The organism is Psychrobacter proteolyticus, assembly GCF_039762275.1.
In the GTDB taxonomy this organism is placed as follows: Bacteria; Pseudomonadota; Gammaproteobacteria; order Pseudomonadales; family Moraxellaceae; genus Psychrobacter; species Psychrobacter proteolyticus_C.
On sequence record NZ_JBDLOB010000006.1, the window covers coordinates 1 to 25,107 of the forward strand.

The window sequence follows — 25,107 nt, forward strand, 5'->3', positions numbered from 1 at the left end:
AGAAGTGAAACATCGTAGCGCCAATGGTAGTGTGGTTCGCCCATGTGAGAGTAGGTCATCGTCAGCTCTCTATTCTGAAATATCCCCCGACATTAGCTTGTCGGGGGTTTTTCTTTGCGTGCGGTTTGGCGCCAGTGCTTGGTGGTGGAAAGTTTAGTATTTGATGATTTGATCTAATTTATTCTGGCAAGCGTATTGCAGTATTGATTATAGAAAAACTTGAAGGTATGCTATTTTTTATTGAAAGCGCTTCTAACTTGTAAAAAGCACTGTATTAAAGACAAAGCCGTCATTAGACTAATAAGGAAGTATGCGTGTCAATTTGGTTGCTAGTTCTAATATCATTTTTGCATATTACTATTGGCGGGGCTTTTGCCTTCGGGTTTCTTTTCTATATATGTGCAGAGGGAAGCCCAAGCTTAACCAAAATTGAGAATAATGTTCTCTTTACCTTACTGATTGGATATGCAGCTTCGCTTGTAATTAGTGTTGGGATGGCTGTTTACTTTTATTTATTTACTACTAGCGATTTATATTATTGGTGTTTCGCCATACCTTGGGTATTATTGACTTTACTTTTAGGTTATTGGGCATATATTTTAGCCAAATTTAATGCATTCTAAGAATACTGTTAGCATGTCTAGCCTGATTAATTATTTTTCAAAACAACTCACCTATTTCAGGTATTTCTTCAAAATCAAATCCTAACTGTTCATCTTTGCGCTGTTTCATTTGCTCTATACGTAGCTTACGTCCTGCGATAAGCCTTAGTACCTCGCGTTGCTGCTCTGTCGTCATATCATGCCATAGTTGGCGCTCAGTTCGACTACGCAGGCAACCAAAGCAATAACCCTTCTTATTGCTTTGACAAAGACCAATACATGGATTGGCAATCTCGAACAGCTCAAACTGTTGATTCATGACTCCTCCATAATGACTACCGTCATTCCTTTGACCTGCATAAAATCACTGTACAACATTATTATGTCGCAAATACCGACTAATAGTGTGCCATTTTATTGTTATTATTTCCGTCTAGCGGGTGTTATGCTTAGCTTTGATAGCCTTTATAAGATAATCATAACAAAATTAATAAGTGAGATGATACGTGAACTTGATTTATATCCATGGATTGGACAGTGATGCCAACTCGACCAAAGGGGTGTTGTTAGAAAAATATTGCCAGCGACATCATCCTGATATTAATGTGCTGCGTCCTGATTTAAATAAAACCCCTGCGCAAGTTTGTGAGCAATTACTGTCTTTAGTCAAAGCGCTAAATAATAGTGCAGATAGAAAATCAGCAGATAAGCAGACTGAGTTATCAAATACGGTATTAATCGGTAGCTCGCTAGGTGGGTATTTTTCTACTTTGATAAGCAATCAGATAGGTTGCCCAGTTTTACTGCTCAATCCTAGTACTCAGCCCCATATCACTTTACAGCGTTTCTCTAATAAACCAGTATCAAGTCAAGATAATTTAAATGAGTCATCTACTAGCAAAGTCCTGCATACAACAGCGGGCGGCTGGAGTATTACGCCTGCAGATTTACAGTGGTTTGCAGATAATCAGCTGTTATCAGTAAATTATCCCGATAAAGTTGCTGTACTGCTAAAAGAAGGCGACGAGCTATTAAATTCTGAATTGTCTAAAGATTTTTATCAAAGTCATGGCGCATCGGTAACGGTGCAAGTAGGTGGCGATCATCGCTTCAGTGATTTTAATGATCAGCTGCCAATGGTGATGAATATCTTACAGAATTTAGTACAAGCCTAAATAGACGACATTATATGACGTAAGCGATGGAGTATTAACGTTAACGTCGCTATTTTTCGTTATAATGGTTTAATAGAATTAAACGCACGCGAACAGTTAAGGATGCATTTGTGAGTCAATATAATGCGCAATCGTTAGAAGTTTTAGAAGGTCTTGAGCCAGTCCGTCGTCGTCCAGGTATGTATACCGATACCACGCGCCCGAACCATTTGGCGCAAGAGGTTATTGATAACTCAGTGGATGAAGCGTTAGCTGGTTATGCGAAAACCATCAAGGTGCAATTGCATAGTGACGGATCGTTGTCTGTCGAAGATGACGGACGCGGTATGCCAACTGATATTCACCCTGAGTTTGGTCAATCTGGTATTGAGCTGATATTAACTCGCTTACATGCAGGTGGGAAGTTTTCGACCTCTAATTATGAAGTGTCAGGTGGTCTGCATGGTGTAGGTATCTCTGTTGTCAATGCGCTATCAACTCGCGTTGAGGTTACGGTATGGCGTGATAGCACACAGTTCGACATGGCATTTGAAAATGGTGCACCAGTTACGCCATTGACTGAAGCAGTCAGCTCAAATAAGCGCAAACGTGGCACCAGAGTACACTTTTGGGCGGATGGTAGTTTCTTCGATACACCTAAACTTAATGTAAAACAGCTCAAGCATAATTTAAAAGCAAAGGCTGTTTTGGCCGCTGGACTGACGATTGAATTCACTGACGATATCAATGATGAAAAGGTCGTTTGGCAGTTTACGGATGGGGTAGTCGAGTATCTAAGCGAACAACTAGATGGTTTGGAAACATTGCCTGAAGCGCCGTTTTATTATAATTACGATGCGAAAGCGGGCGAACGAGCGGCTATTACCTTTGCCTTGTCTTGGTTGCCTGATGGTGGCACGCCGATTCAAGAAAGCTATGTGAACCTGATTCCGACAGCTCAGGGCGGTACGCACGTCAACGGACTGCGTACGGGCATCTTAGAAGCTCTGCGTGAGTTCTGTGATATTCATAATTTGCTACCACGTAGTGTGAAGTTAACCGCAGAAGATGTCTGGGATGGGGTGAACTATATCCTGTCTCTGAAGTTCTCTGAGCCACAGTTTTCTGGGCAGACCAAAGAACGTTTATCTAGCCGTGAAGCTGCAGGCGCTGTACAGACATTGGCAAAAGATGCCTTTAGCCTATGGTTAAACCAGCATGCGGAAATAGGTACGCAAATCGCTGAATTGGCGATCAATAAAGCAGGTCGTCGTCTGAAATCGGCCAAAAAAGTCGCTCGTAAAAAGATTACGCAGGGGCCAGCATTACCTGGTAAATTGGCAGACTGTCGTGGTGATTTGCGTGATGGCGCTGAGCTGTTCTTAGTAGAGGGTGACTCTGCGGGTGGTAGTGCTAAGCAAGCAAGAGATCGTCATTATCAGGCGATATTACCTCTGCGCGGCAAAATCCTAAATACGTGGGAAGTATCATCAGATACGGTGTTATCAAGCCAAGAGATTCATGATATTGCCATTGCTATCGGTGTTGATCCAGCCTCTGATGATTTGTCCGAGCTACGTTACGACAAGATATGTATCTTAGCGGATGCTGACTCTGATGGACTGCATATTGCGACATTGATCTGCGCACTGTTTGTGAAGCATTTCCCTGCGCTAGTGGATGCGGGTCATTTATTTGTGGCCATGCCGCCCTTGTATCGAGTAGATGTGGGTAAAGAAGTTCACTATGCGTTAGATGAGCCAGAGCTTGCACATATCTTGGCTAACGTACCGGGAAACAAAAAAGCTCAGATTACACGCTTTAAAGGGCTTGGTGAAATGAGTGCTGAGCAACTACGTGAGACGACGATGAGCCGTGATACACGCCGCTTAGTACAGTTAGATATGGATGACATGGTACTGACCAATAGCGTGATGGATATGCTACTGGCTAAGAAACGTGCCTCTGATCGCAAGTCGTGGCTTGAGAGCAAAGGTGATTTGGCCGATATTTCTTAAGAGGTAGCAGTGAATCTAAAGAAATATGTGTGCAGAATATCGAAATAGGTCATTACTTATATTTATGGCTAAACGATCTATCACATAATAAAAGCACGCAAAATTTAGCCTAGCCACAAAGGCTTAATGGTATTATGTCAGTACCTTTCATTATATTGTGCTGTCATGATACCGAAGATTTTTAACCGTTCTAAGTCTGTTGTTTCTAAACCTGCGCGCTCCAAAGTGCTCCCAAAACTTAGCAAAAAGCATTTGGGAGACAAGGTTCCAAAGCGTGGCAACAAGTTTGCGCCTGTTATTGCATCCGCGCTGTTAAAGGCATCAGGTTGGCGTACGGTAGGCGAGATTCCAAATATCTCACAAGCTGTAGTGCTTGCTCTACCACATACTTCTAATGTGGATGGTATCTATGCGATTCCAAGTCTTTTTGCATTAGATATCAAAATCAGCATTATGGGCAAGCACACGCTATTTAAAGTACCTGTGTTTGCGCAGTTATTAAATTGGATAGGGGTCATTCCTGTCGATCGTGGTAATAAAGGCTCTGTGCTGCAAGCCAGTATTGATAAGTTCAAAACTGGTGAACCATTGTTTTTAGGATTATCACCAGAGGGTACACGACAATATACTGAGTCGTGGAAGACAGGTTTTTATTATTTAGCGGTGGGTGCTGGTGTACCGATTTTGCCAGTAGCGATGGACTACAATACTAAAGAAATACGGTTTATGTCGCTGGTTTATCCTACAGGTGATATCGAAGCAGATTTACCGAAAATATATTCTCAGTATAAAGGAGTGCTACCAAGACACCTTGAGCGTTTGTCGCAGCCACTACAAGACATCAATAATGCAGCTGAATAAGCTAGTTAGTATAAATATTAGTTCAATTAGTTAAGTTAAAATCACTGGTTGTATGACAGGTATGAAAACTCAAAGCTGTCTACAACTAAGTTCCAATAATTCATATTTAAAAAGCCCCTGATATGATGGTATCAGGGGCTTTTTTTGAATAATATTTAGATACCTATCAGCTTAACAATTTAGAACTGTGGTTGGCCGTTAGAAGCGCTAACACCGCCGTCAACAGGTAGATTAACACCAGTAATCATAGAGGCATCATCACTTGCTAAGAAAGTAATGGCAGCGGCGATATCCTCTGGGGTTGCCAAACGTCCAAGCGGACAGCGAGCTAAGAACTTATCCGTCTTAGATTCATTGTCTTGGATAGCCGTAGTCATATCAGTTTTGGTGACGCTTGGATTAACCGCATTAACACGAACGCCATCTGAACCATGATCTAATGCCAATGTACGGGTTAGATTGGTTACACCCGCCTTAGCAGCATTGTAAGCAGCCATATTCCAGTCACCACCCACGCCCGAGAGCGATGAGATATTGACGATATTACCCTTTGATGCAATTAAGTGAGGCATAGCCGCTTGAGAGACGTAAAAAGTCCCGTTTAGATTCACATCGATAGCAGAACGCCAATCATCGGCAGACAATTCCGTGATTTTACCTTGGGTTGCCTTACCAGCATTGTTTACCAAGATATCAATCTTGCCGAATTTGTCGATAGCGCGCTCAACCATCTCTTGTACTTGGCTTTGAACGCTAATGTCACATGTAATAATGAGATAGTTATCGGTATGAATCCAAGTACGATCTTGTGGTAATTCTTTGGCAGTCTCTTCTAGTGTTGCTGCCGTACGTCCTACTAAAACCACGCTAGCGCCTTCCTCGGCAAAGCGAATGGCAGTTGCACGGCCAATACCAGAACCTGCACCCGTTACAACGACGGTCTTTTCTTTAAAACGTTTCATAATGTTTAATCCTTATTATTATATAATAGTCATTAAAAATTCGATGATTAAAATTTCAATGACTACGGTTTCGATAAATACAACTAAGTACAGTTTGTCATCCATAAACTTGCACGCAAGCAATACTGCTTTGATATCATCATAACAAGTGATCGCCTTGAAAGCGACTGTCCCTGATAGTGCTTATGTAGCATAATTTTGCATCATTCAAATATTTGTAATACGCGATAATGATGTGGTTATTATTACGAGCTGGCATGTGCGATATTCACCATACGATAATAGAAGGTTGGAACCTGTGTCCCATTCGATTACTACTATGCCCGACTGGGGCTATCTGACGACTGAGCTAGTCAGTTATTTACAAGCAGATGCTATGGCAGTGACTTTAGCAGGTATGCATACGATTGAGCATGAATACAATGCTCAGTACATCGCTCGTCACTACCAATATCAGTTACCACTTGGCAAGCTACAGCTGTTGGAGCTGACACTGTATTTACCCTATGATACAGAATCAGTTGATATTGAGGCTGTGCGTATGACTGCGGTAAAGTCAGTACTTACATGGTACAAGTCATTATCGTCTCAAGATGGAGACAATGCCTTAGCTGGTTATGAAGCTATGATTTTTGACATTCAGCTTGTCGGAGGAAGTAGCAGTCTTAATCAAGATGATAACGATGACAGTGCAAAACATTCAAACAGTGCTCTACAGCGACTTAAACACAATTTTGGGGTTCGTTACTTTTTAGAAGACTTAGTTGTCGACATGAGCGAAAGCATGCAGCAGCTGCAAGTCTTTAGCTGGGATGACTGGTACTCGATAGCAGCAGCGGTACGAACCCCATGTGAGTTATGGCGTTTCTTAGCTTATCATTTAGAACAGCTACATCAATCGGCCGTAAACCATATCCCAAGTTTCGAGTCAGAAGACGCTTTGGTTGAGCGTTTCTTACAAAGCCCAGATTTATTTGCCCCTGCCATTGTAGTCGACAATGCGCTCATCAAAAATGAAGTACAAGACGAACCTAACTCAGCATTGGTAGCCATCACGCTTGCCTACAAGAACCAAAGTTCAACTTCTCAAATGTACCATCAGCATATGATGCAAGCGGCTACGATATGGTCTCAGCTAAGTATGCAGATGATAGATACGTATGGTAAAAATCACGTAACTAGCAGTGACGAACAGACAGAAACACCGCTCGCTCACTGGCAACAACAACTGCTAGATGAGTCTTTGTTTTCACGTCACGAGCTTATCCGTACGTTATATAAACACCCTAAACAAAGCGCAGCGCTGCAAAAAGATGGCTATGTGGTACATCAACATTCTTATGAAAGTTTGGGACGACATTATGTACTGGTGTTTTATGGTCAGGAGTCAAAAGGACCTAATAGCAAAGCCGCTGTCCAACCAAAATTAGCAAAGATCGCACAAGACGTTGCCACACGTTTGCCAATTATTGAGCTACATCATGTAGTCGTGCTTGGTATTGATTTTATCACTGAGAATAATGAGAGTTTTTTCGATATTGATTTGTGGATTCAGCCAGTTGATGCGATGACTCAGCGAGAGCGCCAACTTACTAAGCAAATGCAGAAACTAAAACAACAAGAATTAGATAAGCAAAATACACCACCTGCTAGTAGCGTGGAAGGTAGTAAACCTACGAAGGCGCAAAAAGAGAAACTACCTCAAGTACAGATGAGCTTAACGATTCCAGCGCGAAAAGATAAGCAGTAGATTGTAGCGTGAAATTGTTTGAATGAACTTTTATACTAAGAGCTTCGATAACAATAACCACAGATTTATTAATATATTTGCTGACATAAAAAAAGACAGCCTAGGCTGTCTTTTTCGTATCTAAACTAAACAATCAAAAATACTTATTTATTGATATCGTCATTGAGACCGCTACCAGGAAGTACGTCATCGCTGTTGTAGATGTCATCAGTATCAACACGTGGTGTATCAACTACATCGGTACGTAAATCAGTGGTAGGTGTACTAGCAGCAGATGGCGTGTTTTCACGAACTGAATCAGCAACTTTTTCTTGAGTTGATGAACTTGGCTGTAGCGCAGATTTTGCTTTCGCTTCAGTGCGTTCATGATCCATCTTATCCTGCATTTTACGTAAGAAGCGAGCTGCAGCTTCTTGACCACCAAGACCAAATGATAGGGCAAAGGCAACGGCTACCGCGCCTAGTGTCAGACCAAATGCTAGGTTAACGATTGAATCGGCAATACCCATCGCTTTTAGACCCATCGCTAATACTAGGCCCATAATTAATACACGTACGATGTTTGCTAGGAATTGTGAACCTTGCTCAGAACGTTCAACCACACCTGCAATGATATTGGCAAGCCAGAATCCGATGAATAGGATAATTGCGCCTAGGATAATGTTTGCACCGAATGCGATGAACATCGTGATAATAGCTGAAATAGGCTCGAAACCTAACAAGTCAGCAGCTGCAATAGCAGCAAATAGCATAGCGAAGAAGATAATCGCATAACCAACTAGGTCAGAGATTTTCTTGTCACCCATGGTTTCTTGTAGACCAACTTTCGCAGGCAATTGATTGATTTGAGTGTTCTCAATCAGACCTTTGATGATGTTGGCAACCATGCGTACAACATAGAAAGTTACTACTAGGATAGCCACTGCCATAAATATGTTTGGCAATGCTTCCATGATTTTGTTCAGCATATTGGTCGCAGGGCGAGCAATCACTTCGATTTTTAATGCGTTTAGAGCAGCGATAATGGTTGGAATGATAACCACTAAAAATGCTAATGAACCTGCAATGTTAGGTAAGCTGTTTTGCTCACTTAAACCTGCTTTTGATGCCAATTCTTGTACATTAAAAGTAGAAACAAGGTTGGTCACAATACCGCGTACGACTTTGGCAATGATATAACCAACGACGAAGACCACACCAGCAATCAAGATATTAGGGATGAAGCTAAAGATTTTGTCGACCATATTAGTCAGTGGTGCAAACAAACCATCAAGCTCTAATTGACCAAGTACCATGGTCAACACAACCAATAAGATGAACCAGTAAACCATATCAGCAATCGTGCTGCTCATTGGTTTTACACCAGCTTGTGCACTTAAACGCTCATCCATAGAGGTTTTTGCGAGTGCAGCGTTGATCGCTGTGCGTGCAACAGTAGCCACGACCCAACCAATCACACCAAGTGCGATAGCGCCGATAAGATTAGGGATAAATGCCAATACTTGATTAACCATATTTGCGAATGGTGCTGAGATAGAGTTTAAGTTTAATTGGCTAAGTGCGCCTGAGATAGCAATGATGAAAATAAACCAGAAAACAATTTTGGAGATGATACCTTCAAGGTCGTAGGTCTTACCAGTTGAAGAGTTCATACGTTGATTGAGATTAACTTTAGAGAGTACGCCACGTACCAGTGCTGCGATACCAAGGGCTACTAGCCAACCAATAACGAATATCAAAATAGCACCAATGATGGAACCGATAGGTCCACCAAGATAGCCGTTAAAAGATGTGTACATTGGGTTCATCTTATCCTCCTTGAAGCATCTTATATAACTCGCCAAAAACAATGTTCATACAGCGATTAGTGAGCAAGACATACAGATGGTTGTCATAAATAGTATTTTTAGAATCAGTTATATAGAGATATTATCGTTTTTGAGCATAAATTATTATCAGCAGTATCTCTTATTTATATTACAGTGACTTCGCTATCGATATCTGCTTATTTTTGATAAAAATTAACGCTCGGTTACTTATCTCCTTAACTAACTCAGCTTAGCTGATGTATTGATGGATTTAAAGACAGAAAGCTTTACCTGTTACTATATTTGTGTGATAACTTGTTATTATGATAGAAGATATTAACATAGACTATACATTGGCCCGATAATTTCGTGCAAAGCGTGGTTCCTAAAACTAAGATTTGTTATTATAGAGGAATGTGACATCTCGCCACTATTCTTACAATTAGAGAGTACTTTATGAAAAAAATCACTACTTTAGGCGTTAGTGCACTTGCTAGCGCTATGTTGTTAGTAACAGGCTGTAGCACCAACAATGGCAATCAAGAAACAGCCGCTCAAAGCGTTTCCATTACTGAACAAAGCACAGCTAGTGAAAAAGTAGGTTATAGCTTAGGTTTCATGATGGCAGAAGGTAACAAAGACGCTGTCAAAGATTTAGACCTAAATACTTTTGAAAAAGGCTTCCGTGATGGCTACGAAGGCAATGAATCAGCATTGACCCAAGAGCAGATGCAACAAGTATTGATGGACTATCAAAAAGAGCAAGAAGAGCAGTTTGTTAAAGACATGGAAACCAAAGCGACAGAAAATAAAGCCGCTGGTACTGCATTCTTAGCAGAAAACGCTAAAAAAGAAGGCGTGAAGCAAACAGAGTCTGGTTTACAGTATAAAGTTATCAAAGCAGGTACTGGTAAATCACCAAAAGCAACTGACGTCGTTGAAGTAAATTACGAAGGTAAATTGCTTGATGGTACGGTATTTGACAGCTCTTATGAGCGCGGTGAGCCAATCGAGTTCCCACTAAACCAAGTAATCGCTGGCTGGACTGAAGGTCTACAGTTGATGAAAGAAGGCGGAAAATACGAGTTCTATATCCCATCAGATATCGCTTATGGTGAAGCGGGTAACGCTGGTATCGAGCCTAACAGCACGCTTATCTTTACTGTTGAGCTATTAAAAGTAAAATAAGCATTTAAAGCAAATATTGTTTAGGTACTTAACATAAAAAAGCCTTCATATAATTATGAAGGCTTTTTTATGGGTAAATATTTATGTCAACTTGATACCGAGCTTATAAAGCCGATATCAAGTTGGCAATAAATCATAGATTCTTTTGAAAGACTTTAGAGTTACGGCCGTTATGGTACTTCTCTAAACGTGCTTCAGGCAAAGCGCTGGCTTCAACTTCAGCAAAGCCTTGCTCAACGAACCAATGCGCAGTACGAGTGGTCAAAACAAACAACTTGTACAAACCATGGCTACGCGCTTGCTGCTCTAGAAACGCTAGTAAATCTGCACCGCGGCTACCACTACGGTACTCAGGGCGAACAGCAACACAGGCAACTTCCGCTGACTCTGAGTCTAACGTATGCAATGCTGCACAGCCCAAAATCATACCATCGCGCTCAATCACACTATAGTTATCAATCTCTTGCTCTAAGCGCTCGCGTGAACGACTGACCAAGATGCCTTGCTCTTCTAGAGGTGACAGCAGCTCAATAAGACCAACCACGTCATCGATATTGGCACGGCGAATTTCTTCATAAGGGTCATGGCTAATCAGCGTACCAGAACCATCACGTGTGAATAGCTCTTCTAGTAATGCGCCGTTTTTGGCATACGAAATAATATGCGTGCGATGGACGCCTTGACGACAGGCCAAACTTGCACAGTTCAAGAAATAATTGATTTCACAATTTAAATCGCGATCACGTAAGAAACGATCAACTTCGTTTGGAATCATTTCACGTAATAAACGATCATCGTCGTTGATACCCGCTTCTTCACCTAAGAATATAAGCTTGTCAGCACCCAGTGCTACAGCAGCGCTTAGGGCCACATCTTCCGCTAATAAGTTAAATACTTCGCCAGTTGCAGAGTAGCCCATCGAGCCTAGTACAACGATATGGTCATGAAGTAGGTTATTTTTGATGGCTTCCACATCGATAGAACGCACTTCACCCGTCATTTGATAATCAATACCTTCACGGATACCGTATGGGCGCGCTGTCACGAAGTTACCCGATATCGCATCGATACGCGAACCATACATCGGAGAGTTGGCCAGCCCCATTGATAGCTGAGCTTCAATCTGTAAACGAATAGCACCAACGGCCTGTAAGATAGATGGCATCGCTGCACGTGGCGTAATGCGGATATCTTGATGTAGTGGCGATTCGATGTTAGCGTCTTTTAAGTTCTTTTCGATTTGCGGTCGTGCCCCGTGTACCAGTACTAGCTTGATACCCAAGCTATGCAACAAGGCAAAATCATGAATAAGTGTGCTGAAGTTCGCATGATTGACCGCTTCACCACCAAACATGATCACGAAAGTTTTGCCGCGATGGGTATTAATGTAAGGTGCAGAGTTACGGAACCAATGGACGTATTCAGGGTTGATCTGGGGCATGGAGCTAGTAGTCATAATGGGAGCAGTAGTCGTTAGAATAAGAAAAGGGGCGCAGCAAAAAAATGCCTAACGCTAAAGATTTACCATAGCAAAAAACGCGGTTATGAGCTATCTTTTATTTCAGCTGTATTCAAGCATTCTGATTGCCAATCGCTGATATACACAACCTCAACACTGGGTTAATGTACGTACAAATGCTTTTTGTTATGCTAAGCGCTATTGCTTTACAAATGCTGAGCGAAGATAATCAGGTTAGATAAGTGAGTTCATGTGTTTCATAGATTGCATGAGCTATTTCACAGCAATATCTTATATACATCGTAATGCTTTTTATCTGTTGAACAAATTATAAAAATAACTTAAGTTGCACCATCTGTGTTTTACCGATATATCAACCAGGGATAATGAAAATCATGAAAAAAAGTAACCAGTTTGCTAGCCCGTTCAGTGCTTGGAGCGGCCACCGCTTATTTCACGTTGTTGCCGGTACGCTTATCGGTGCAATGGTAGTTACACAAGCCTCAGCGATGCTGCCAACACCAGAGCAAGCGGTTGATAGCTCAATGGCTATTCAGACAAATGCTAACAAGAGCAGCAACTCAAGTGCTCAAGCCGTTAATAGCAGAATTACAGCGTCGTTGGTCAGCGTTGATGCCAATGGTCAAGAAGTGCTCGTCCCTGTAGATACCAATACTCGTTTGCAGTCAGGCAATGTATTGGAGTATCAAGGATACTTTACCAATACCAATGCAGATCGAGTCCGTAAAATGACCGTTACGATGAGTATCCCAGAGCAGGTAGAACTGTTAAAAACGGTTGCTCCTGACTTCCCATATGGCAGTGTTGATGGCAATAACTTTGCTCGTATGCCATTACGTACCAAAGTAGATAATCAGCTACAAGACGTCGCGCTTAAATACTATAAAGCGGTACGTTGGGACCTAGAAGGCGTAGGTCTAAATGATACTGTCGCTGTAAAATATCGCGCTCGTGTTAAATAATCCTGAATTTTTGGATTAGAATTTAGCTAGCATTGATGTAGTTAGCACTGAAAACTATCCATTTAGTACTGAAAGCCATCAATAAAAAAGCACCACAGTTTATAGCTGCGGTGCTTTTTTATGGTGTGACAGGACGTTTGATAATTTTACTGATAAGTAAGTAAAAATACTAAGCTACAGCGTGGCATATTTGCTACTAGATTTCTCTTGGATAAGTTGTTTAATAGCATTGATTTGTGGCGTTGTAGCTTGAACGCCTGCTTGTATCAGACTACGCCGCTGCCTAGTATCTATCGAACTGTTACGACCGACATTGGGAGTAATAACAATATCTGCTCGATCTCGTTCGCTCTGGTTTGATGCGGAGCGATTAGTAGTCAGGTTGGTAGCTAGAATGTTGGTTTCGAGGAAGCCCCAAAAGTCACTTAATGAGTTAATAGTCGGTATTTGACTATTAGTACTATCACTGCCTTGAGCTCCCGTTACATCTACAGCAATGATAATATCAGCACCTAAGTCATAGGCGCTATCTACTGGTACTAAACTGACCACACCACCATCGACATATTTTTTACCGACCTTTTCAGGAATGCGTGGGGCAATAAAAATATTAGGCACGCTACAGGACGCTTGCACGGCAAGCCCAGCATCGCCAGTGGTAAAGACTGTTTTCTTCAGAGTGTATTTTTCTGCTGCGATTGCCGCAAAAGCAATGGGGAAGTCTTCTATGGCTCGCGCATTCACTTTGCTATTAATAAAGTTTTTTAACTTAATACCTTCGATAAAACCTTGATTGGACAAGGTAAAGTCTGTGAGCTGGCTATCAGTAGTGGTCAGTGCCAATTGCTCAAGCTGTGCCGGCGTGTAACCACTGGCGTATAAGCTACCGATCAAGCTACCCACACTCGTCCCGACTACCAATGTTGGTTTGATACCGCTTTCTTCTAGCGCCTTAATGACGCCCACATGGGCAAACCCTTTTGCACCGCCACCACCCAATACCAGTGCTACAGTAGGAGTCTTAATAACAGGCTCTGGCGTTGCAGGAATAGTCGATGGCAATGTGCTACACGCACTAATATAAAAACCGAGTATAGGTATTAAGCTCAACCTCAGTAGTTTTAAATTATGGCGAATCAGATTGTGACGAAACTGACGAGGCAAAATAGAAACAAGCATAGAAAAACACCTTACGAAATTGCCAGAATTCAAAAAATAAGACATCAGTTATTGGTATGATGAGGAGAAGTGGTTTATCTATAGTAGATGGACTGTATAGATGCTATTTTACTAAATAGCCTAGCATAAGCAATTGTATTGTCAGCTATAATGAAATGAGTCGACTTTTTATACGTACTATCGTTATCGCTATTCTGTGGTACAAGTCATCATGTACAGCCTATTAAAAATGCTCGATTTAGCATACAAAAATTAAAAATAATATTGTTAGGATCTTTAATGCCAATATCGGAGAGTCATGCTTCATCTAACTCATTAGATCACTTTAGATCTGATATGCCGCTGTCAGCACTAGATATGCCAGTGTCTGCGCTAGCAGGTGTAGGGGTAAAAGTCGCAGAGCAGTTGGCGCAATTGAATATCAAGCGGATATTCGATTTGCTGTTACATTTGCCCCGTGATTATGAGGATCGTAGTCGACTGGTATCAATCGCCGATGTAGAGCATGGACAATCAGCGCTAATTACTGGTCACATCGTCCATGTCGATACCAAGCGCAGTGGGATGACTGTGACGGTGGATGATGATACGGGTACGATATCGTTGCGGTTTTTTAAGGTCTATCGTGGTCTGGTACAGACTATGAATTTAGGAACACGTTTACAGCTATTTGGTGAGGTCAAAGTCAGCCGCTACGGCAAGCAGATACATCATCCTGAATATCAGATTATCACTGATAACACAGTCATGACTGATACGGGATTGCAGCCTATTTACCCTACAGTTAAAGGCTTACATCAAAACAAGCTGCGCACTTTAATTAAGCTAGCATTGCAAACGGTTCGGAGCCAAGGTCTGCCGATGACATTGTTTACGGCTGAAGATTTTGCAGTTGTATCCGATTTGCCATTAGTGCCTTTTGAGCCATCCAAATCAGCGGTGTCAGAGGCCGAATATACCGAAGATATTTTTTCGACGTTAGCACGCAGCGTGCCTGATAATGCGATTGGCAATAGCGTATACAAGCCCAGTCCCTCTAACTATCAGGCAGATAATGACATACATAGCGTCGCTGCCAGTATTGCTCAGCACAATGTCTATAATTTAACGATATTTGAAGCATTGGTACTGCTGCATACGCCACCTACTTATACCAGCGCGTCTCAGCAATACAAATTATTCACTCAACTCAGTGCCCGCACGCATGCTGCTTGCCAGCGCTTGATTATTGAAGAGTTGACTGCGCATCAGCTCAGTTTGCTATATCGTCGCCAGCAGCTACATCAGCATAAAGCACCCAAATGCACTACCAATAGTCCTCTTGCTGACAAGCTGTTTGCTGCATTACCTTTTGATTTAACGGGTGCGCAAAAAAGAGTGATGAAAGACATCACTGCGGATATGGCGACCTCAATTCCGATGCTACGACTGGTACAGGGAGATGTGGGTGCTGGCAAGACGTTGGTGGCAGCAGGGGCGGCAGGTTATGCGCTCGATAGTGGCTGGCAGGTCGCGGTAATGGCCCCGACTGAGATTTTGGCAGAGCAACATCTACTGAATTTTAAGCAATGGTTTGAGCCACTGGGCATTGGAGTCGGTTGGCTCGCAGGTAAGCAAACGGCCAAACAGCGCCGCGAAGCATTGGAAGCAGTCGCAGAAAATACCGTGCAAGTGGTGGTCGGTACTCATGCATTGTTTCAAGAGCAAGTTCAGTTCGCTAAATTAGGCTTAGTTATCATCGATGAGCAGCATCGATTCGGTGTTGAGCAGCGCATGGCATTGACCAATAAAGGCGTGGCTAATAGCACACCGCACCAGCTAATCATGACCGCAACACCGATTCCAAGAACCTTAGCGATGAGCGTTTATGGCGATATGGATACCTCAATTATTGATGAATTGCCACCGGGGCGTACACCAATTACGACAGTAACCATCGATCGCAATCGACGCGATGAAGTCATAGAACGTATTGCGATTAATTGCGAAGCGGGCAGGCAAGCGTACTGGGTATGCTCACTGGTAGAGGCCTCTAGCGTATTGGATGCGCAGGCAGCTGAAGCTACTTATGAGGATTTAAATGAACGTCTAGATATTCGTATTGGACTGGTACATGGCAAAATGAAGTCTGCTGATAAGCAAGCCATTATGCAGGAGTTCAAAGCAGGTAATTTGGACTTGCTGATTGCGACGACTGTCATCGAGGTAGGGGTTGATGTGCCCAATGCATCGTTAATGGTTATCGAAAATGCGGAGCGTTTGGGGCTATCGCAATTGCATCAGCTGCGCGGGCGAGTCGGACGTGGCTCGACCAAAAGTTTCTGTGTACTGTTATATCAAAAACCGCTATCAGAGACAGGTACTGAGCGACTAAATGTCCTACGCGATAGTACTGATGGTTTTGTCATTGCTCAAAAAGACTTAGAGCTACGTGGGCCAGGAGAGCTGCTAGGCAAACGTCAAACGGGTAACGTTGGCTACTATCTGGCTGATCTGATCCGTGATGAGCAATTATTTGCTATTGCTCAGCGGTTAGCGAAGCATTTGATAGCAGACCCTGCGCGAAAAGCAGATGTCAGCCAATTGATTCATCGCTGGATGCCAGAAGCCAGTCGTTATACCAATGCTTAAAAGTACTATTATTATATACCGCTCAGATATCTAAAACGTTTGACTCAATCAATTGATTGATTAATAATAATTTATGACAAAATTATCTGAAATTGACTTTGAAGCCGCGCTTGATCGAGTCGAATCCGAACCTAATAGTAGCGTCGCCTCTATTTTACGATGCGCTGAAGCGCTGTTTTCGACTAAAGGCTTTGAAGCGGTTACTACTCGCGATATTGCTAAGGCTTCTGGCAAGAATATCTCCACCATTCATTTTCACTGGCAAAGCAAACGGTCGCTGTATGAAGCGGTATGTAGAATGCATGCTCGTCAGCTATTGGCTTTTGTATCCCAAACGGAAGCCGCGATTGCAGATAGCACACTTAAGCCCAACCAAGCGTTAGAGCAATGGATCGATAAAACTTTGGATTTACTGATTGAGAATCCAGCGATTGCTAAGCTAGCGTCACAAAATATCTCAGTACAGAATAACCCAGAAATGGTGACTTTGTTTGAACATGACGTTCAAGTATTGACACGGTTTCAAGGCTATCTGTCTACATTTCTTGGTCCCACTGACGATCATACTAAGCCAATGCGCCTGTTCACCTTGCTTTATTTTACCATCGGTATGTTTACTGACTCGTTACTACAACAAGCCACGCTTGGTGGGTCGATTTATGAACAACCAGAGTTACAACAACAACTTAAATCGTTTGCAAAAAATCTCGCAATGGGCTTATTGCAAAAAGATGGCGCACTAACTACTAATTCATAGGCTGTTCTGACTAGTGACTGTCTAGTGATTGCTTTTAAGTAATGGTTTAAGCGCTATTTTGATTGTTATCCGTATTTATAGAGACCGACTATGAGTGACTTTAAAGACCTTGATAATAAGCAAGAACCGACTAGCGAGCAAGATACCAATATTGAAACATCTAAACACGCTGAGCTACCACCGTATCGTCAATCTGACAGCCTGTCTCAAAAACCCACTTCCAAAATGCCGCTATGGCTGCTACCTGTATTGGTAGCAGTACTGGTCGTTGGTGTCCTGCTGGGCAAGTATTGGGGCAACAATGACACGATAGCGTCAGACGAGTCGGCAGCGTCCAATAGTGTGGCAGGCGATAATGTAGCTGATGGTAGCACTAGTACAGAGCAATCAGTACTCTCAGTAGAAACAGTCAGTCCAAGCCAAGATGATATCGGCAGCACCCTCAGTGCCGATGGAACCATCAATGCTAAAGATACTGCGAACGTCAGTGCAAAAGTTAATGGTGTGGCTATCGAGCGTATTTTGGTCGAAGAAGGCGACCGCGTCAGAGCTGGTAAAGTCTTAGCTGTGTTTGATACTGATGCCATGGAGCAGCAAGTGCTACAGGCGCAAGCAGATGTCGCAGAAGCGGAAGCCACCCTTGCCAATGCTAGCGCTGATGCTGCACGTGTGTTGCCATTGATCGATATCGATGCCATCAGCAAACAAGAAGCCGACCGCTACCGTACCTCGGAAGTACGTGCCAGAGCTTCTTTGCAAGCATCCCAAGCCCGTTTGAGCAATCAGCGTTTGACGTTAGAGAACGCAAAAGTCGTCGCTCCTGTCAGCGGTATTATCAGTGAAAAAATGGTAGAAGTTGGGCAGGTGGCAGGCGGGGATCCGTTATTTACGATTATCAAAGGCGGCGTTTTGGAATGGCGAGCAGATATAGATCCTAAGCTTATCGGTGATATCAACGTCGGTACGCCTGTACAAGTCAGTCTACCGGGTGGTGATACAGTGATAGGGCAAGTGAACCGCATCGCACCAACCGCAGACAATAACCGCCAAATTACGATTTATGCTAGCCTAGCTGCCAACTCAAAGATACGTGCAGGCATGTATCAAACAGGCAAATTCCTATTGGGAAGTACCAGTACGCAAACGATTCCTAATAGCGCCGTGGTCAGCAATGATGGTTATGATTATGTGATGCTCGTTACCGAGTCAACTACTCGAGAAGATCGGTCGATGGGACGTATCAAGCAGCAGCGAGTCACATTGGGTGAGCGATTGGGCGAAAGCGTAGCAGTGTCAGAGCCCTTGCCAAGTGACAGTCGTATCGTAAAACAGGGCGGTAGCTTCTTAAATGATGGTGACCTAGTGCGCGTTGTTAATGGTGTAACTCAAACCAGTAAGCCAGCGCAGGCACAGCCATGAGCTTAAACGTCTCCGCTTATTCGATAAAGAACCCGCTCGTCGCTATCTTGCTGTTTGTGCTGCTGACGTTGGGTGGCATTTACGGTTTCATGAAAATGAAAGTCCAGCAATTTCCAGATATAGATTTGCCAGCGGTGGTAGTCACGGTCACGCTACCGGGTGCTGCGCCCTCACAGCTTGAAAACGATATCGCCAAAAAGATTGAAAACAAACTGACCAGTATCGAAGGCGTGAGTCATATTCGCACCACGCTACAGACGGGTGCGGCGACCATTGCTACTGAATTCACCTTAGAAAAAGACATTCAAGAAGCGGTAGACGATGTGCGGTCAGCAGTCGGCGAAGTACGTGGTGATCTACCAGCGGCAGCTAATGATCCTATTATTACCAAAGTATCTACTGCTGGGTTTCCAGTGGTTACTTACTCTGTTGCTGCTGAAAATATGAGCGTGGAGGATCTATCTTGGTTTGTCGATGATACCGTTACCAAACGGCTATCTGATATACCAGGCGTTAGTACCGTGAGCCGTGTTGGCGGGTTGCAGCGTGAAATCACGGTTGCTGCCGACCCGATTGCATTAAGTGGTCTAAAGTTTTCTATTTCACAATTATCGCAGCAAATCGCTGGTATCCAACAGGACAGCTCTGGCGGGGAGGCGGAAGTTGGCAATACGACTCAGACCATCCGTGTTCTCGGTGCCGTTGAACGAGCAAATGAGCTAAACGATTTGCAAGTGGCTGTCCCTACAGGAGGCACACAGGCTTTAGGTCGGATGGCAGAAATCACTGACGGCGCAGCAGATCCAAGCTCGATTGCCAAGCTAGACGGTCAAACAGTGGTGGCATTTAACATCACTCGATCGCGTGGGGCCAGTGAGGTCGATGTGATGAATCTGGTCGATGAGGAGCTTGCCAAGCTGACTGCTGATGTCGGCAATATCAGTATTGAGAAAGTCTATGACCGAGCCACACCCATTGCAGAAGATTATGAAGCCTCATTAAGAATGCTCATTGAAGGTGGACTTTTGGCTGTAGTGGTAGTCTTCTTGTTTTTGCGCAATATTCGTGCGACTATCGTTGCTGCGGTTGCTTTGCCGCTATCAGTCATTCCAACCTTTTTGGGTATGTATTTGTTTGGCTTTAGTCTTAATATCATCTCACTACTGGCATTATCATTGGTCATTGGAGTGCTGGTCGATGATGCAATCGTTGAAGTCGAAAACATCATACGCCATCTACGCATGGGTAAGACGCCTTATGAAGCGGCGATGGAAGCCGCTGATGAAATCGGTCTGGCCGTTGTCGCGACTACTTTTACTTTGATTGCGGTGTTTTTACCAACGGCCTTTATGGGCGGTATCGTTGGACAGTTTTTCCGTCAGTTTGGTTGGACGGCTGCCTTATCAATTTTTGCCTCGCTGATGGTGGCGCGCCTGATTACCCCTATGATGGCAGCTTATATCTTGCGACCTGAGAAAAAGCACGTCGAAAAACAAAGCACAATGATGAAGTACTATCTTAAGATTGTGTCTTGGACCCTACATCATCGTTGGTTGACCATGGGTGCAACGCTTGTTTTATTTGTGGCATCGCTAGCTCTGGTTAAGCTGTTACCCACGTCATTTATCCCTGATAATGATATCGATCAAACTCGAGTGGCTATTGAGCTGACACCTGACGTGTCGTTGGCGGATACTGAGCGCGTAGCGGCACTAGCAAGTGCTCGTATTTTGGCCATGCCTGAGGTGACCAATATCTTTACCTCGGTGGGAGAGGCACAGGCGTCGATGGGTGCGTCGGATGGCGGCGGCGGTAAGGCTGAAAACATCGCGGGCCTGGATATCGTGCTTGCTCCGCGTGCAGAACGAGGCACCAAGCAAGAGATAGAACGCAAAATTAGTAAGCTGATGACAGAAGTGCCAGGAGCACGGTTTACCGTTGGCTTATCGAGTGGTGGTGAGAGCGGCTATAACTTTTCATTGACTAGTACCAATCCGCAACTGCTTGAACAAACTGCACAAAAAATTATGTCTGAGATTCGAGGGCTACCAAGTGCAGGCGCTGTGACCAGTGATCGCAGTCTGCCACGCCAAGAGCTAACGGTAACGCCAGATAGGTTGGCAATGGCTGACAAAGGGGTGACCACGCAAGATATCGCTACGACTCTACGTGTGGCGACCGTAGGCGACTACGAGCAGCAATTGTCCAAGCTCAATCTTGATACACGTCAAGTACCAATCGTCGTACGTTTACCTGACGTGGCTAAGCAAAATGTTAGTCAGCTAGAAGGTTTGTACGTGCCGAGTACTATGCCTGCAGGTCAAGGTGTACGCGTCGGTGAGGTTGCTACGCTAGACTTTGGCACTGGGCCTGCGCAGATTAGTAGATTGGATCGAGAGCGTGCTATTAGTATCACGGTACAACCTGCGAGTGGCGAGCTTGGTGATTTGGTACAAGCGGTCAAAGCAGTGCCGACCATGCAGCAACTACCGCCTTCGATTACCATCATCGATCAAGGCCAAGCCGAAAACATGGCAGACCTCTTTAGTGGCTTTATCATTGCGATGTCCGTCGGTGTGGTTTGTATTTTAGGCGTACTTATTCTACTTTTTGGTCGTTTATTGCAGCCTTTTACCATTCTAATGGCGTTACCTCTGTCGATCGGTGGGGCGTTTGTCGGCTTGGTTATTACCAATAGCAGCTTATCGATGCCTTCGATGATTGGTTTCATTATGCTCATGGGTATTGCGACCAAAAACTCAATCCTGCTAGTCGATTATGCGTTGATTGCCCAGCGCCGAGGTCTGGCGCGTTTTGAGGCTATCGTAGATGCATGTCGCAAGCGTGCACGGCCTATTATCATGACGACCATTGCGATGGGTGCAGGTATGTTGCCATTGGTATTTGGTTGGGGCGATGCAGATCCTACCTTTAGGCGACCGATGGCAGCAGCGGTACTGGGTGGTCTGGTAACCTCTACGCTATTGAGCTTGGTTGTTATTCCTGTCGTCTATACTTTGATGGATGACCTATCAGGATGGTTTGCTAAATGGCTAGCTCCACATGGCAAACCTAGTGACCTCTGATAGTTACTTCTCATAGAGAGCCAAATAGCTAACCCAATAGTGAGCCAAGACACGACACAATAATAGCAATGTGGAAAATGCGAAATGATTAACACGCTCTCAATTAGGTCATACACTCGCCAGACTCGAGGGCATTCTCATGACTTTCATCAGATTGTTTTGCCTTTGCGAGGGGCAATCAATATCGAAGTTGGGAGCTATACTGGAAAAGTTATCCCAAGCGAATGTGTTGTGGTCAAGTCAAATGAAAAGCACTATTTCAGCGCTGAAGAGAATGCAAAGTTTATCGTTGTGGATACAGATTTATTGCCAGAAAATGTGCTTCATTCATCACAAGTTGTCTTTTCTATAAATTCGCCATTGTTGGCATTTTTGGAGTTTTCAGAGAGTCAGTTAAGGTATCAAATCAATCCTGAAGTAGAGAGATTAATGTTTGATACCTTTTATAAACTCCTAGAACAACAAAATCTATTTGTGCAATATGACGCTCGAATTAGAGCAGTCGTCGCATATATTCACCACAATTTTGCTAAAAACCTTTCTGTCGAAGTGTTGGCGGATATCTCTTGTCTCAGTGCTACACAGTTTAAAAAGAACTTTAAATCGCAAACAAGCCAAACCGTCACTGAGTACATCACAAAGATCAGAATGCAAAAGGCGCAAGCTTTATTATTACATACTGATTCACCTATCGCTATCATAGCCGAACTGGTTGGTTATACGGATGTTAGCGCTTTTAGCCGCCGCTTTTCTAAATATTTCGGTATTGCTCCTTCCAAATTAAAACACGTCTAACCAGACATGCAAACCGTCTAATCTGCAAAAATTATATTCTGTAACTCTCTATAATAATGTTATTCATTATAACGTTAGAGGTGGCTACTATGCTGCAGAATAAATCTAGTCTAAGTGCTATTTTATGTGTGATAGCTGCCAGTGTCCTTTGGGGCACGACAGGTACAGCCTCTGCTTTTATACCTGACGTTAGTCCATTAGCCGTTGGTGCGTTTTCGATGGGGGTAGGCGGTGTATTGCTAGTATTGAATGCTAAGAATAATTTATTAAGCGATAGACAGAAACTAATTTCTAAACCCAGTCTCTTATTCATCGGTAGCCTATGCGTTGCTATCTATCCTTTAGCTTTTTATTCCTCTATGAGATTGGCAGGTGTCGCTATTGGTACAGTGATCTCAATTGCTAGCGCACCATTTTTTACTGTTATCATGGAGCGTCTGATTAGCAATAAAAGAGTCACTAGTCGATGGGTGGTAAGTTTTATATTTGGTGTGGTTGGCGTCATTTTGCTAACCTTGGGAAAAACCCAATATTTGGATATAAACGCACAAGCAAATAATCGAATACTAGGCGTGTTGTTAGGGTTAGTTGCAGGATTGACCTATGCCACATACTCATGGACAGCACGTCAGATGATAGAGAACGGGGTAAACTCGAAATCAGCAATGGCCAGTATGTTTGGTCTGTCGGCGATTTTATTGTTGCCATCATTATTATTAACAGGGGAAAACCTGTTTTTAGATGCAAAACATATAAGCGTTGCCCTATATCTGGCAATTGCGCCGATGTTCTTTGGTTATTTACTGTTTGGTCAAGCGTTGAGAGTGATTGAGGCGAGCAAAGCGACGCTTATCACGTTACTAGAACCTATCGTGGCCACTATATTGGCTATCATTATAATCGGTGAAACATTCTCTCCTATCGGCTGGCTAGGAATGTCACTCATGATAATCTGTCTTTTATTGCAGGTAATGAAGACGCCAAAAATGACAGGTTATCGAAGAAGACATGCACTATGCAAGTAACCAGGCAATATTTCTGACGATAAGTAGTATTTTGATGAGATACTGCTTGGTAAGTATGACTCTTTGTATGACGTTAGTCTAAAACTGGTAAGTTGAATGGATTAGTTGGGTCAGTCTTTGCTATAGTCTGTCCAATCAAATTAATTGAAGAAATTGTTTATCTCTTATAGCACTATTTTAATTTTACTAACAGATAAGTAGCTGCTAGAGCTATAAACCAATCTCTACAAACTAACCTCTAAAAAAACTAGAAAATAAGGAATAACTATGATTAACGCATATGCAGCAAAAGAGAAAGGTGGCAAATTTGAGCCTTATGAATACGATCCTGGTGCTCTAGGCGATCACGAAGTAGAAATCGAAGTACATAGCTGCGGTATCTGCCATAGTGATTTATCGATGTGGCAAAATGAATGGGGTATGACTCAATATCCGTTTGTCGGTGGGCATGAGGTTGCAGGTAAAGTCCTCAATAAAGGCAAGCACGTCAAGCATCTAGAGTTGGGCGATAAAGTCGGACTTGGTTGGCATAAAGGGTACTGTAACATTTGTGATCTATGTATCGATGGAGACCACAACTTATGCCCTGAGCAAGAAGGTACGATCATTGGTAACCACGGCGGCTTTGCAGATAAAGTACGCGCAAAAGATACTAGCGTCATCAAGATACCTGAAGGGCTTGATTTTAACGCGGTAGGACCACTGTTATGTGGCGGCGTCACAGTGTTTAACCCACTTATACAGTACGACATCAAACCAACTTCTAGAGTGGCTGTAATCGGTATTGGTGGTTTGGGTCATTTGGCATTGCAGTTTGCCAATGCGTGGGGCTGTGAAGTGACGGCATTTACCAGTGAATCAAAAATGGAAGAAGCAAAAGAGATGGGCGCTCACCATTCACTAAACTCAAGAGACGATAGCGAAATTGAAAAAGCCGCAGGTTCTTTTGATTTAATCATCTCAACAGTAAACGTCGATATGAACTGGGATGTCGTGATCAAGACGCTAAGACCAAAAGGTAAGCTGCATTTTGTTGGACTGTTAGAAGCGCCACTAGAGATATCGGCTGCACCAATGATTATGGCTCAGAATAGTCTATCAGGCTCGCCAGTTGGTTCACCAGCGACGCTACGTAAAATGCTAGATTTTGCTGCTCGCCATAATATTCAGCCAGTCACTGAAACATACAAAATGTCTGAGATTAATGAAGCGTTTGAACGACTAGAGAGTGGTAATGCTCGCTATAGAGTGGTGCTAGAAAGAGACTAAACGTCTTTACAGGCAACTAAATGTAGCCACCAAATAAGCACAATAATAGTGATACTCTAATTAATAGATAGAGTGTCACTATTTTTTTGTATCGAAATTCTACTTTTGACCAATTTTTAATACATGCGAATTCTTTGGAACTGTGTCTAAGTGTTTTTATT

19 protein-coding genes are annotated in these 25,107 nt (G+C 43.2%); 14 read left to right on the top strand and 5 right to left on the bottom strand.

Annotated features, from left to right (window positions below; all coding sequences use genetic code 11):
- The first annotated feature begins 314 nt into the window (after positions 1-314).
- Positions 315-623 carry a hypothetical protein gene (locus ABFV72_RS09985; RefSeq protein WP_347163482.1) on the top strand — a complete coding sequence of 103 codons (309 nt, stop codon included), beginning with the start codon at positions 315-317 and terminating at the stop codon, positions 621-623.
- Between the two features lie 37 nt (positions 624-660).
- On the opposite strand, the gene ABFV72_RS09990 is transcribed toward ABFV72_RS09985, so the two are convergent.
- Entirely contained in the window at positions 661-921 is a 261-nt protein-coding gene (locus ABFV72_RS09990) for a DUF1289 domain-containing protein (RefSeq protein WP_057762147.1), read from the bottom strand.
- A 187-nt stretch (positions 922-1,108) separates the two neighbouring features.
- Between ABFV72_RS09990 and ABFV72_RS09995 the strand changes: the two genes are divergently transcribed.
- From ABFV72_RS09995 to ABFV72_RS10005, 3 genes are all read left to right on the top strand, one after another.
- A complete protein-coding gene (locus ABFV72_RS09995; RefSeq protein WP_347163484.1) occupies positions 1,109-1,777 on the top strand; it encodes a YqiA/YcfP family alpha/beta fold hydrolase in 669 nt (222 codons plus the stop codon).
- 110 nt (positions 1,778-1,887) lie between these two features.
- The gene (gene parE / locus ABFV72_RS10000) at positions 1,888-3,774 is read left to right on the top strand and encodes a DNA topoisomerase IV subunit B (protein WP_347163485.1); all 1,887 of its coding nucleotides are present in this window, start codon (positions 1,888-1,890) and stop codon (positions 3,772-3,774) included.
- A gap of 165 nt (positions 3,775-3,939) precedes the next feature.
- Positions 3,940-4,635: a lysophospholipid acyltransferase family protein gene (locus tag ABFV72_RS10005; RefSeq protein WP_347163486.1), complete on the top strand. Its 696-nt coding sequence runs from the start codon at positions 3,940-3,942 to the stop codon at positions 4,633-4,635.
- 179 nt (positions 4,636-4,814) lie between these two features.
- On the opposite strand, the gene ABFV72_RS10010 is transcribed toward ABFV72_RS10005, so the two are convergent.
- On the bottom strand, positions 4,815-5,597 hold the full coding sequence (locus ABFV72_RS10010) for an SDR family NAD(P)-dependent oxidoreductase (RefSeq protein ID WP_057762139.1): 783 nt from the start codon (positions 5,595-5,597) through the stop codon (positions 4,815-4,817).
- A gap of 298 nt (positions 5,598-5,895) precedes the next feature.
- Between ABFV72_RS10010 and ABFV72_RS10015 the strand changes: the two genes are divergently transcribed.
- Positions 5,896-7,347: a hypothetical protein gene (locus ABFV72_RS10015; RefSeq protein WP_347163488.1), complete on the top strand. Its 1,452-nt coding sequence runs from the start codon at positions 5,896-5,898 to the stop codon at positions 7,345-7,347.
- A 143-nt stretch (positions 7,348-7,490) separates the two neighbouring features.
- On the opposite strand, the gene ABFV72_RS10020 is transcribed toward ABFV72_RS10015, so the two are convergent.
- The gene (locus tag ABFV72_RS10020; RefSeq protein ID WP_347163489.1) at positions 7,491-9,155 is read right to left on the bottom strand and encodes a mechanosensitive ion channel; all 1,665 of its coding nucleotides are present in this window, start codon (positions 9,153-9,155) and stop codon (positions 7,491-7,493) included.
- Between the two features lie 456 nt (positions 9,156-9,611).
- On the opposite strand from ABFV72_RS10020, the gene ABFV72_RS10025 reads away from it, so the two are divergent.
- On the top strand, positions 9,612-10,343 hold the full coding sequence (locus ABFV72_RS10025) for an FKBP-type peptidyl-prolyl cis-trans isomerase (protein ID WP_347163491.1): 732 nt from the start codon (positions 9,612-9,614) through the stop codon (positions 10,341-10,343).
- Between the two features lie 133 nt (positions 10,344-10,476).
- Here the strand turns inward: ABFV72_RS10025 and argA are convergent, their stop codons facing one another.
- Positions 10,477-11,799 carry an amino-acid N-acetyltransferase gene (argA, locus tag ABFV72_RS10030; RefSeq protein WP_057762129.1) on the bottom strand — a complete coding sequence of 441 codons (1,323 nt, stop codon included), beginning with the start codon at positions 11,797-11,799 and terminating at the stop codon, positions 10,477-10,479.
- 398 nt (positions 11,800-12,197) lie between these two features.
- On the opposite strand from argA, the gene ABFV72_RS10035 reads away from it, so the two are divergent.
- Positions 12,198-12,785, top strand: a complete 588-nt coding sequence (locus ABFV72_RS10035; RefSeq protein ID WP_347163492.1) for a hypothetical protein — start codon at positions 12,198-12,200, stop codon at positions 12,783-12,785.
- 174 nt (positions 12,786-12,959) lie between these two features.
- Here ABFV72_RS10035 and ABFV72_RS10040 read toward each other — a convergent pair whose 3' ends face one another.
- The gene (locus ABFV72_RS10040; protein WP_347163493.1) at positions 12,960-13,964 is read right to left on the bottom strand and encodes a patatin-like phospholipase family protein; all 1,005 of its coding nucleotides are present in this window, start codon (positions 13,962-13,964) and stop codon (positions 12,960-12,962) included.
- Between the two features lie 279 nt (positions 13,965-14,243).
- On the opposite strand from ABFV72_RS10040, the gene recG reads away from it, so the two are divergent.
- The 7 genes from recG to ahr all read left to right on the top strand — a co-directional run bounded on the left by recG (position 14,244) and on the right by ahr (position 24,946).
- Positions 14,244-16,595 (top strand): ATP-dependent DNA helicase RecG, encoded by a 2,352-nt coding sequence (recG, locus tag ABFV72_RS10045; protein WP_347163495.1) that lies wholly within the window; start codon positions 14,244-14,246, stop codon positions 16,593-16,595.
- A 73-nt stretch (positions 16,596-16,668) separates the two neighbouring features.
- Positions 16,669-17,352: a TetR/AcrR family transcriptional regulator gene (locus ABFV72_RS10050; RefSeq protein ID WP_347163496.1), complete on the top strand. Its 684-nt coding sequence runs from the start codon at positions 16,669-16,671 to the stop codon at positions 17,350-17,352.
- Between the two features lie 90 nt (positions 17,353-17,442).
- On the top strand, positions 17,443-18,771 hold the full coding sequence (locus ABFV72_RS10055; protein WP_347163497.1) for an efflux RND transporter periplasmic adaptor subunit: 1,329 nt from the start codon (positions 17,443-17,445) through the stop codon (positions 18,769-18,771).
- Positions 18,768-21,857, top strand: coding sequence for an efflux RND transporter permease subunit (locus ABFV72_RS10060; RefSeq protein ID WP_347163499.1), 3,090 nt, complete (start codon positions 18,768-18,770; stop codon positions 21,855-21,857). Before ABFV72_RS10055 ends, ABFV72_RS10060 begins: the two co-directional genes overlap by 4 nt.
- 84 nt (positions 21,858-21,941) lie before the next feature.
- Complete coding sequence (locus tag ABFV72_RS10065; protein WP_347163500.1) at positions 21,942-22,652, top strand: AraC family transcriptional regulator; 711 nt, start codon at positions 21,942-21,944, stop codon at positions 22,650-22,652.
- Positions 22,653-22,741: 89 nt separating this feature from the next.
- Entirely contained in the window at positions 22,742-23,677 is a 936-nt protein-coding gene (locus tag ABFV72_RS10070) for a DMT family transporter (RefSeq protein ID WP_347163502.1), read from the top strand.
- A 267-nt stretch (positions 23,678-23,944) separates the two neighbouring features.
- Positions 23,945-24,946, top strand: a complete 1,002-nt coding sequence (gene ahr / locus ABFV72_RS10075; protein ID WP_347163504.1) for an NADPH-dependent aldehyde reductase Ahr — start codon at positions 23,945-23,947, stop codon at positions 24,944-24,946.
- The last annotated feature ends 161 nt before the right edge of the window (positions 24,947-25,107 follow it).